The sequence below is a fragment of the Pantoea anthophila genome (assembly GCF_006494375.1).
Taxonomy (GTDB): Bacteria; Pseudomonadota; Gammaproteobacteria; order Enterobacterales; family Enterobacteriaceae; genus Pantoea; species Pantoea anthophila.
This window is the reverse complement of the sequence record NZ_VHIZ01000036.1, coordinates 195,700-205,250: the sequence shown is the minus strand read 5'-3', so window position 1 is coordinate 205,250 and position 9,551 is coordinate 195,700. Positions and strand designations below refer to the sequence as shown.

General features: G+C 60.2%; 9 protein-coding genes. 4 read left to right on the top strand and 5 right to left on the bottom strand.

The genetic code is table 11. The features are described from left to right. Nucleotides 1-833: 833 nt before the first annotated feature. Entirely contained in the window at nucleotides 834-2,327 is a 1,494-nt protein-coding gene (locus FJW00_RS07115) for an NCS1 family nucleobase:cation symporter-1 (RefSeq protein WP_046101291.1), read from the bottom strand. Between the two features lie 144 nt (nucleotides 2,328-2,471). Here FJW00_RS07115 and FJW00_RS07110 point away from each other — a divergent pair, with 144 nt between their 5' ends. The 3 genes from FJW00_RS07110 to puuE are packed head-to-tail and all read left to right on the top strand — an operon-like array spanning nucleotide 2,472 to nucleotide 4,910. Next, nucleotides 2,472-3,194 carry a GntR family transcriptional regulator gene (locus tag FJW00_RS07110; RefSeq protein WP_009091934.1) on the top strand — a complete coding sequence of 241 codons (723 nt, stop codon included), beginning with the start codon at nucleotides 2,472-2,474 and terminating at the stop codon, nucleotides 3,192-3,194. Further along, entirely contained in the window at nucleotides 3,191-3,922 is a 732-nt protein-coding gene (gene hpxA, locus FJW00_RS07105) for an allantoin racemase (RefSeq protein WP_009091932.1), read from the top strand. The genes FJW00_RS07110 and hpxA overlap by 4 nt, the downstream gene beginning before the upstream one ends. A gap of 34 nt (nucleotides 3,923-3,956) precedes the next feature. Beyond that, on the top strand, nucleotides 3,957-4,910 hold the full coding sequence (gene puuE, locus FJW00_RS07100) for an allantoinase PuuE (protein ID WP_140923349.1): 954 nt from the start codon (nucleotides 3,957-3,959) through the stop codon (nucleotides 4,908-4,910). 51 nt (nucleotides 4,911-4,961) lie between these two features. On the opposite strand, the gene hpxZ is transcribed toward puuE, so the two are convergent. From hpxZ to FJW00_RS07080, 4 genes are read right to left on the bottom strand one after another with little or no spacing between them, the layout of a single operon-like run. Further along, complete coding sequence (gene hpxZ, locus FJW00_RS07095; RefSeq protein WP_111209066.1) at nucleotides 4,962-5,342, bottom strand: oxalurate catabolism protein HpxZ; 381 nt, start codon at nucleotides 5,340-5,342, stop codon at nucleotides 4,962-4,964. Continuing rightward, nucleotides 5,342-6,739: an AtzE family amidohydrolase gene (locus FJW00_RS07090; RefSeq protein ID WP_140923348.1), complete on the bottom strand. Its 1,398-nt coding sequence runs from the start codon at nucleotides 6,737-6,739 to the stop codon at nucleotides 5,342-5,344. The genes hpxZ and FJW00_RS07090 overlap by 1 nt, the downstream gene beginning before the upstream one ends. After that, entirely contained in the window at nucleotides 6,736-6,918 is a 183-nt protein-coding gene (hpxX, locus tag FJW00_RS07085; RefSeq protein WP_009091925.1) for an oxalurate catabolism protein HpxX, read from the bottom strand. Before hpxX ends, FJW00_RS07090 begins: the two co-directional genes overlap by 4 nt. A 13-nt stretch (nucleotides 6,919-6,931) precedes the next feature. Then, entirely contained in the window at nucleotides 6,932-8,518 is a 1,587-nt protein-coding gene (locus FJW00_RS07080) for a gamma-glutamyltransferase family protein (RefSeq protein WP_140923347.1), read from the bottom strand. Between the two features lie 138 nt (nucleotides 8,519-8,656). Between FJW00_RS07080 and hpxU the strand changes: the two genes are divergently transcribed. Next, a complete protein-coding gene (hpxU, locus tag FJW00_RS07075; protein ID WP_009091922.1) occupies nucleotides 8,657-9,496 on the top strand; it encodes a MurR/RpiR family transcriptional regulator HpxU in 840 nt (279 codons plus the stop codon). Nucleotides 9,497-9,551 lie beyond the last annotated feature (55 nt).

Sequence of the window (9,551 nt, the reverse complement as noted above, 5' to 3'; positions counted from 1 at the left end):
CATCAGCAGCATGTTCTGGATGCTTATACATGGCGCTCTATCGAGTAATATATCTGAGCGATACAGCTTATGGAAAACTGTTTTACTACAGCTTTAACCAATGGTCCAAATCGGGAATGATTAACTTCATTCTCAACAGATCACTTTTTATATTGGTACCTATATTTCTTATCCAGAAACGCCTTGCCCCCTTCACTATTTGGCGTTCATTTTCTGGATATAGGTTAAGCGCATAAACTGATGTCCTAATGCATACATTTCTTGACCAGCTTTCACCACGATGCTAACTCTGTGAAATCCCAACTTACACTCTATACGTTACTGCTATTGCAATATGGGTGTTTCCTGCGCATTTTTTTCTGATTATTCAAAAAAGCGGCTTCGTGAAGCGCGCAGGAAGGAGGAAATAGGAAGCTGGTAATGCAATCCCTCATTTTTAAATGAAAACGCTCCTGTAGGTATTACAGGCCGTTTTTTGCAAGCATGTCTGTTTTTTCGAAAGAAAGGGTGTCATTCCTGCCCGGCGCTGAATACTTTTTCGGCGACACTATAATGCATTGGGTTGCAGGGTTAACGCTCCTGTGTAGTCAGAAGACGTTCCATCATGCCATGGATCAGAAATCGTCCAGTCAGTCTGGGTTTTGAAATTTCTTCTTGCTAACCGTTTCTAAAATGGACTATGGCATGGCCCATAGCGATTAGGAATGACAGGTAATTTGTTTGTTTTTATAGCGTTGGTTGCTGAAGGCGAATTCCGTCCGTTCCGCCAATCTCTTTAAAAAAGCCGATTCAGAAATGAATCGGCTTTTTGCTGTCTGCGATTCCGTGGCGGGTTACTCTTTCTGCGCCACGACCTCACCCTGCCAGCGCGCACTGTCTGCCGCTTCCCGCTCTTCACGGGCGATAAAGCGGTAGCAGCCTGCCGCCAGACCGGCTCCGATAAACCAGCTGAAGTTCGCCACCTGATGCAGGGAAGGGATGAAGCTGATCACCAGGCAGATGGCCACCGACGGCAGCAGCGCGGCGATCGCTTTAGGGTTAAACCCGCCGCGATACCAGTACCGGCCCGCTGGCGTGGCGTTAAACAGGTCGTCGACCGAGATGCGTCCGCGTTTGATCAGGTAGAAATCGGTCAGCAGAATCCCGAACAGCGGCCCGATAAAGGAGCCCAGGACATCCAGGGTGTAGTGAATCAGTTCAGGCGACTGGAACAGGTTCCACGGCGTTAACAGCACCGAGCCCACCGCGGCGATCATCCCGCCGGTGCGGAAGCTGATTTTCTGCGGTGAACAGTTAGAGAAGTCGAAAGCGGGTGAGACAAAGTTCGCCACAATGTTGATGCCGATAGTGGCGGTAATCATCGTCAGCAGCCCAATCGCTACCGCCAGGTCGTTGCCGACCATGCTCACGGTCTCGATCGGATCGGTGATCATTTTACCAAACAGCGACTGGGTGCCCGACACGATGACCACCGTCACCACGGAGAAGAGCAGGAAGTTAAACGGCAGGCCCCAGCGGTTGCCACGACGGATCTCTGACATGCTTTTGCCGTAGCGGGAGAAGTCACCGAAATTCAGCAGTGGCCCGGAGAAGTAGGAGACGACCAGCGCGGTTGCGGTAATCATCTGCCACGTCTGCTCGCCCGGGGTGAGTGATTTACTGGCGAGGGTAAAAGAGATCCCATCAAAGCCGGTCTTGTATACAATCCAGCCCGCCAGCGCCACCATCACCACATAGACAGCCGGACCCGCCACATCGATAAACCGTTTGATGGCGCTCATGCCATGCCAGAAGACCATCGCCTGCAGCAGCCACATCACGCCAAAGCAGCACCAGCCCAGCAGTGACAGGCCAAGCCAGTGCGGCTCAGTCATTGAGTTCAGTGACGGGGCGAACTTCAGCAGAACCAGCATCAGCGCGTTCGCCGCCAGATAGGTCTGGATGCCATACCAGGCAAAAGCGATCAGCCCGCGGATGACCGCCGGAATATTCGCGCCAAACACGCCAAACGCCTGACGGCAGATCACCGCATAGGGAACGCCTGCCATCTGGCTTGGTTTTGCCACCAGATTGGCACAGATCTGCACGATGCAGATCCCGGCCAGCAGGCAGAGCAGCACCTGCCAGCTGGCTAATCCCAGCGTGAAGAAGCTGGCCGCCACCACATAGCCGCCCATGCTGTGGACATCTGACATCCAGAACGAAAAAATGTTGTACCACGACCAGTTCTGGTCGCGGGTGGGCGCCAGATCGTCGTTACAGAGACGTGGGCTGTAACTGGCGTTAGCGTCAGAGGCCGTGCTGGCCACCGTGGAATGATTTGGCATGAAACCTGCTCCTCTACCCGAGAGTGAAATGAATAATCTGGTAAAGGGGTATTGCAGGATTCAGGCCAGATTTCTTTTCCTGTATACAATATTTGCTGTTCACGTATACGATATGTGGCGTACAGAGAGCTTCCGGAGCAGGTAATGACAAGTAAAACAGGCCAGCGAGACGCCGCCAGAACGCAGGATAAAGATGAAGGGATCTACCAGGCGCTGATGACCGCCATTGTGGAGCATCAGCTGCCGCCGGGCAGTAAACTGCCGGAAGAGGCGCTCTCCGGCGTGTTTGGAGTCAGCCGCACCGGCATTCGCAAAGTACTGCAGCGCCTTGCGGCGGTGCAAATGGTCACCCTGACGCCCAAACGTGGTGCGCAGGTCGCCACCCCTGGCGTTGAAGAGGCGCGGGAGATCTTCGCCACCCGCAGTTTAATGGAGTGCGCCAATCTGCACGCCGTGCTGGCCCATCTGCAGCCCCCGCATCTGGTGGCGCTGGAACAGCTTATCGCACAGGAGAATCAGGCCCACGCCGCGCATGATGGCCCGGCAGCCATCCGGCTTTCGGCAGCCTTTCATATTCAGCTGCAGGCGATTTCCGGCAATCAGGTGCTCACCGGCATGGTGACCAGCCTGACGCAGCGCTCGTCGCTGGTGATTGCCGCCTATGGCGCGCCGTGGCAGCGCGGCTGCCGCTGTGACGACCACACACATCTGCTGACCCTGTTACGGGCACGTGCGCTGCAGCCACTGACTGAGGCGCTGCAGCACCATTTTGAGCATATTGTTTCCAGCCTGCACTTTGAGCGCAGCGGTGAAACGCTGCCCGACTTTTCACGACTGTTTGCCACGGGCAAAGGAGCGGCCTCATGAGCCTGATTCAGGTCATTAACCCCAACACCAGCCTGGCGATGACCGAAACCATCGCTCAGGCTGCCCGTGCGGTTGCCGCACCCGGCACCGACATTCTGGCCGTTTCACCCTCGCAGGGCGTGCCTTCCATTGAAGGGCATTTTGATGAGGCGATCGCGGCCATCGGGGTGCTGGAGCAGGTCAGACTGGGGCGGGAGCAGGGCGTGAGCGGACATGTGATTGCCTGTTTTGGCGATCCGGGGTTACTGGCGGCGCGCGAGCTGGCCAGCGGGCCGGTCATCGGTATCGCAGAAGCGGCGATGCACACCGCCACGTTGCTGGCGACGCGCTTTTCGATTGTCACCACGCTGCCGCGCACGCTGGTGATTGCCCGTCATCTTCTGCAGCAGTATGGCTTTACCCATCACTGTGCCGCGCTGCATGCCATCGATCTGCCGGTACTGGCGCTGGAGGATGGCAGCGGACTGGCGCAGGAAAAAGTGCGTGAGCGTTGCCTCCAGGCCAAACGGGAAGATGGCAGCGGCGCGATTGTGCTCGGCTGTGGCGGCATGGCGACGCTGGCCGCCTCCCTGACGCAGGAGCTGGGGCTGCCGGTGATTGATGGCGTCGGCGCGGCCGTAAAAATGGTGGAGTCGCTGGTGGCGCTTGGCTTTGGCACCAGCAAACATGGCGATCTGGCCTGGCCTTTGCAGAAACCTCTCTCAGGTGCGTTTCAGCATCTAAACTAACGGAACTTTCCAGACAGAAGACAGGAAGCGAGTAATGACTGACGCTGCAGAGAAGAAAGAGTACAGCTTTAACAAAAACTATCCGCGCGATTTGATCGGTTATGGTGCTCATCCGCCGCACGCCGCCTGGCCCAACCACGCCCGGGTGGCGGTGCAGTTTGTCCTGAATTACGAAGAGGGGGCGGAGAACAGTGTGCTGCACGGTGACGCCGGCTCCGAGCAGTTCCTCTCCGACATCATCGGTGCCGCCAGCTACGCCGACCGTCATATGTCGATGGAGTCACTCTATGAGTACGGCTCGCGCGCCGGTTTCTGGCGCATCCACAATGAATTTCAGAAGCGCGGTCTGCCGCTGACCGTGTTTGGCGTGGCGATGGCGCTGGCGCGTCACCCGGAGGTTGTCGAAGCGATTAAACAGGCGGACTACGATGTGGTCAGTCACGGCTGGCGCTGGCTCCACTATCAGGGCGTGGATGCGAAAACCGAACGTCAGCATATGCAGCAGGCGGTGGATGTGCTGACCGATCTGTTTGGGAAAGCCCCAACCGGCTGGTATACCGGACGTGACAGCCCGAACACGCGCCGGCTGGTGGTGGAGCAGGGCGGCTTCAGCTACGACAGCGACTACTACGGCGACGACCTGCCGTTCTGGACGCAGGTGACCTGTCAGGATGGCACGGTTAAGCCGCACCTGATTATTCCCTACACCCTGGAGTGCAATGACATGCGCTTTGCCTCGCCGCAGGGATTTAACACCGCCGAGCAGTTCTTCACCTACCTGCGTGACAGCTTCGATGTGCTGTATGAAGAGGGGGAGACCGCGCCGAAGATGATGTCGATCGGGATGCACTGTCGCCTGCTGGGGCGTCCGGGCAAATTCCGTGCGCTGCAGAATTTCCTCGACCACATTCAGCAGCATGACGACGTCTGGATCTGCACCCGCCAGCAGATCGCCGATCACTGGATCGCGATACACCCGGCACCCTAAGCCGGTTCCGGTGCGTCGCCTCCCTCGGGCCAGGCGACGCACCGGCGATAATCAGCTCATAAGACTGACCTGGGCGGCCACAATGCACCAGCCGTGCGGCATGCGAACCCAGGTCTGCTGCTGACGGCCGGTTTTATCACTGCCGGCACGGGTAAATTCGGTGCTGCAGACCGCATAATCCTCGCCAAAGGTGGTGATCACCGTATTCCGCAGCGTCCGGTCGAGGCCCGCAGCGGGGCGTGCAGCCCGGAAGGCGCGAATCTCATCGATGCCATACAGGTTTTCACCGGCCCCGAGGCGCACGGTGCGCGGGTCGTGCCAGAAAAGCGCATCCAGTTCAGCCACGTCATTGCTCACCAGCGCCTTTTCGTAACGCCAGAACTGCGCCGTCACCTCGCTGACCACCTGCGGTAAATTAATCTCTCTGTTCATCAGGCTCCTGCCATCGTGATTTGCGGCAGGGTGATGCCGCGTTGTTCCAGTGTCCAGGCGGCACGTAATGCCGCCGCTTCATTAAACGGGCGGGCGATAAGCTGTAACCCAATCGGCAGGCCGCTTCGGGTCGCCAGCGGAACGGTACAGACCGGCAGTCCCAGGAAGGAGATGGGCTGCGTCAGCATGCCCATGCTCGCTTTGGCGGGCAGCGACTCACCCTGAATCGACAGCGTCTGCTGACCGATGGTGATCGCGCTGCAGGGGGTTGCCGGGGCGATCAGCACATCGAAGCGATCAAACAGCGGCAGCACCTGCTGCTGGAAATGACGACGGAAGCGCTGGGCCTGCACATACCAGGCGCCGGGCATCATCGCGCCGGCCAGCAGACGCTCGCGTGAGTTAGGTTCAAACACCTCAGGCTTCTGACGCAGGGCAGGCAGGTAGTGATTCCCCCCCTCGGCGGCGGTCATGATAAAGGCTGCCGAACGCGCCAGCTCCGCCTCCGGCATCACCACCTCCTCCTGCGCCTCCAGCGCGGCTGCGACGGTGGCCACCGCCGCGCGGGCGTCCTCATCGCACCAGCGGGCAAAAAAACCGCCCAGCACGCCACAGCGCAGCCCTTCACTGCCCTGCGACAGGCCGGGCAGCGTGGCCTCTGGCGGCCGGACGGCCTGAAACGCATCTGCGGGGTCTGCGCCCTGCAGCAGGTCATAAACCAGCGCCAGGTCTTCCACCCGCCGGGCCAGCGGACCGATATGATCGAGGCTGGCAACAAAGGGGTGGCTGCCGCTGCGTGACAACCGGCCAAAAGTGGGTTTCAGGCCAAAAATGCCGCACAGCGACGCGGGCACCCGGATTGAGCCGTTGGTATCGGTGCCCAGCGAAAAGTGAACCAGCCCGGCGGCCACGGCGGCAGCCGACCCCCCGGACGAGCCGCCTGCGACGCGGCTTAAATCGCGTGGGTTACGGGTCGGGCCGTAATAGCTGTTCTCGGTGGTGAAACCATAGGCGTAGGCATCCATGTTCAGCATGCCGGACAGCAGCGCGCCAGCGTGGCGCAGTTTGCCGATGGCGAAGGCATCCGCCTGCGCCGCAGGGCGGTCGCTGAACAGCCTGGCCCCTGCCAGCGTGCTGTGACCCGCCACATCAAACAGGTTCTTCACCGCATAGGGAATGCCCGCCAGCGGGGGCAGGGACTCACCGCGCTGCCGCTGCGCATCAACCGCGCTGGCTTCTTTCAACATGCGTGGCCCGGTGATTTCCGTCCAGGCATTCAGCGCCGGGTTGTGCTGCTCAATCGCCTGCAGCGTCTGTTCGGCCACCTCGCGAGCGCTGATCTCACCCTGGCGGATCGCCTGCTGCAGCGTCTGAATCGAAACGTCACCTGTTTTCATGCCTGATACACTCCCGCCACTTCCAGCCGGTCATCAAGCGGAAACGCCATCAGTGGTGCGGCCATCTCCGCGATACGCGACAGCTGGATTAGCAGCTCGGCGCGGCGGGGATCGTCCAGCGTCAGTTGCAGGATCTGCTCCATATGGCCGATGTAGCTGGCCCACTCATGTTCATTCATGATTCACTCCTGTTTAAAAACCGGCGGCGCTGCCGTTACTGCGCGGATCGCTCGCGCCTTCAAACATGCCGTTGCAGTGACGCACAATGGCACCCGCATGACCCACGGATTCGCTGAAGTCCGGCAGGCGTTCTACCTCGTGCCCCCACTGGCGCAGCTGTGCGACGGTTTCGTCGGCAATGCGGCCTTCCAGCTTCAGCGAGTCTGATGACTGGCCCCAGGTACGCCCCAGCAGCCAGCGCGGTGCACTGACCGCCTGCTGCAGCGGCAACCCCTGAATCACATGGCGGGTAAAAATCGCTGCCTGGGTCTGCGGCTGACCATCTCCGCCCATTGCGCCATAAACCAGCGTCCGGCCATCTTTCAGCCGTGCGGCGGCGGGGTTCAGGGTATGGAAGGGCTGTTTGCCGGGTGCCAGCGCCAGCAGATGGTCAGGATCGAGGCTGAATGCGGCTCCCCGGTTCTGCCAGGTGATGCCCGTGCCAGGCAGGACGACCCCGCTGCCAAACTCGTGATAGATGCTCTGAATAAAGGAGACGGCAAGCCCGCTACTGTCCATCACACCCATCCAGACCGTATCGCCCGGCCCGCGGCCGCTGCCCCAGTTTGCCGCCTCGCCATCTTTGATCTGGCTGGCGAGGGTGGCGAGGGCGTCCTCAGCCAGCAGCGCCTGCACATCTTCGGTGACGTGACGCGGATCGGTAATGTGCCGGTCACGCAGCGCAAAGGCTTTTTTGGTGGCTTCCACGATGCGGTGCACCGTCTGCGCTTCGTCAGCCCCGGCCATCTCCAGGCGATCGGTAATGCCAAGGATCGCCAGCGAGACGAGGCCCTGGGTCGGCGGGGCGATATTCCAGATGTCGCCTTCGCTGTGTGCGAGGTGCAGGGGCGTGGTGCGACGGGCGCGATGCTGCTGCAGATCGGCCAGGGTGACCGGCATGCCAAGCGTGGCCATTTCATCAGCCATATGGTGCGCCAGCGGGCCGCGATAGAAGCTGTCCAGCCCCTGTTCGGTAAGCTGGCTCAGGGTCTGTGCCAGCGCAGGCTGGGTAAAACGGCTGCCAGGCTGCGGCACCTCGCCATCAGGCATAAAGGTGGTGCTGAAGCCGGGCTGATGCTGTAACTCACTGCGGAAGTTCGTCGTGGCGGCGGTCTGAGAGGCGGTGACCGGAATACCGTCCGAGGCGTAGCGAATCGCATCGCGCAGCAGACGCGCCAGCGGCAGCAGCGGGCTGCCGGATTCAGCGGCGATGGTCAGCGCCTCCTGCCAGCCGCTGACCGTACCGGCGACGGTCAGCGCCGCTTTCGGCCCGCGATGAGGGATTCTGGGGTGACCGGCATAGAAATCCGGATGCGCCAGCGAACCGGCGGCACCGCTGGCGTCGATAGCGACGGGATCGCCGCCGGGTGGCAGGATCAGCCAGAACCCATCCCCGCCCAGCCCATTCATGTGCGGGTAGACCACGGCGATAGTCGCGGCTGCCGCCACCATCGCTTCGATGGCGTTGCCGCCGTCACGCAGCACCGCCAGCGCGCTCTCACTCGCCAGATGGTGCGGCGTCACCGCCATGCCCATCGGCGCCATATTACTCTGAATCATCTTTTTCTCGTTCTTCGGGTAACAGAACCGATAGCAAAGCAAGAGCTGTTCCAGTTTTTAGCCTGAGCTGACATTGCGCCGGTTAACCTGGCGTAAATTGTGCTAGCTTCTGCTGAAACAAAAGTTACAGGGTGCGATATGAAACAGCTTGATGAACGACTCCGGAGTCACTATCCCCAGCTCTCGCCGCAGGAGCAACGCATTGCCGACTTCGTGTTTGACCACTTCGATGATCTGATCAGCTACAACAGCGCCGAGCTGGCGCGGCTCAGCGGCGTGTCGAAAGCCACGGTCAGCAGGCTGTTTAAGCGTCTGGGATATGAGAAGTACAAGGATATGCGCGATGAGCTGCGCATCCTGCGTCAGAGCGGCATGCCGCTCACCGATAACCGGGATGCGGTGCAGGGCAACACGCTGCTGGCGCGCCACTACAAGCAGGAGATGGCGAACCTGACACAGTGGGTCAACAGCCTGGATGCCCGTCAGTTTAACGATGTGATCCAGCAGCTGGCGCAGGCGAAGCGCGTCTTTATCATCGGCATGCGCAACGCCTATCCGGTGGCGCTGCATCTGCGACAGCAGCTGGTGCAGGCGCGCTCGCAGGTCTTTATCCTGCCGCAGCCAGGCCAGACGCTGGCAGAGGAGCTGGTGGATATCACCCCGGAGGATATGGTGGTGGTGATGGCGTTTCGCCGCCGTACCCGCATCATCCGTCCGCTGATGCAGCAGCTTCAGGCGGCCGGAATACCGCTGCTGGCGCTGTGTGAGCCGCAGGCGCAGACGGTCACTGCGCTGGCACGCTGGCAGCTCTGCACGCCGCTCGACAGCGTTTCCGCCTTCGACAGCTACGGCTCGGCCATGAGTCTGATTAACCTGATTGCCAATGCGCTGCTGCATGAAATGCTGGCGCAGGGGCGGCAGCGTATTCATCAGATCGCCGATCTCTACCAGCAGTTCGACGAGCTGGAGCACCGTTAACAGGCACCATTTTGGTGCTTTGCCCCATTTCAGTACACGCCCGCCCGCGGCGTAA

Coding starts and splice junctions, on each gene's coding strand:
- hpxZ (WP_111209066.1), bottom strand. CDS start 5,342: ATGAACAGAGAGATTAATTTACCGCAGGTGGTCAGCGAGGTGACGGCG.
- puuE (WP_140923349.1), top strand. CDS start 3,957: ATGACTGACGCTGCAGAGAAGAAAGAGTACAGCTTTAACAAAAACTAT.
- FJW00_RS07080 (WP_140923347.1), bottom strand. CDS start 8,518: ATGATTCAGAGTAATATGGCGCCGATGGGCATGGCGGTGACGCCGCAC.
- FJW00_RS07110 (WP_009091934.1), top strand. CDS start 2,472: ATGACAAGTAAAACAGGCCAGCGAGACGCCGCCAGAACGCAGGATAAA.
- hpxU (WP_009091922.1), top strand. CDS start 8,657: ATGAAACAGCTTGATGAACGACTCCGGAGTCACTATCCCCAGCTCTCG.
- FJW00_RS07115 (WP_046101291.1), bottom strand. CDS start 2,327: ATGCCAAATCATTCCACGGTGGCCAGCACGGCCTCTGACGCTAACGCC.
- FJW00_RS07090 (WP_140923348.1), bottom strand. CDS start 6,739: ATGAAAACAGGTGACGTTTCGATTCAGACGCTGCAGCAGGCGATCCGC.
- hpxX (WP_009091925.1), bottom strand. CDS start 6,918: ATGAATGAACATGAGTGGGCCAGCTACATCGGCCATATGGAGCAGATC.
- hpxA (WP_009091932.1), top strand. CDS start 3,191: ATGAGCCTGATTCAGGTCATTAACCCCAACACCAGCCTGGCGATGACC.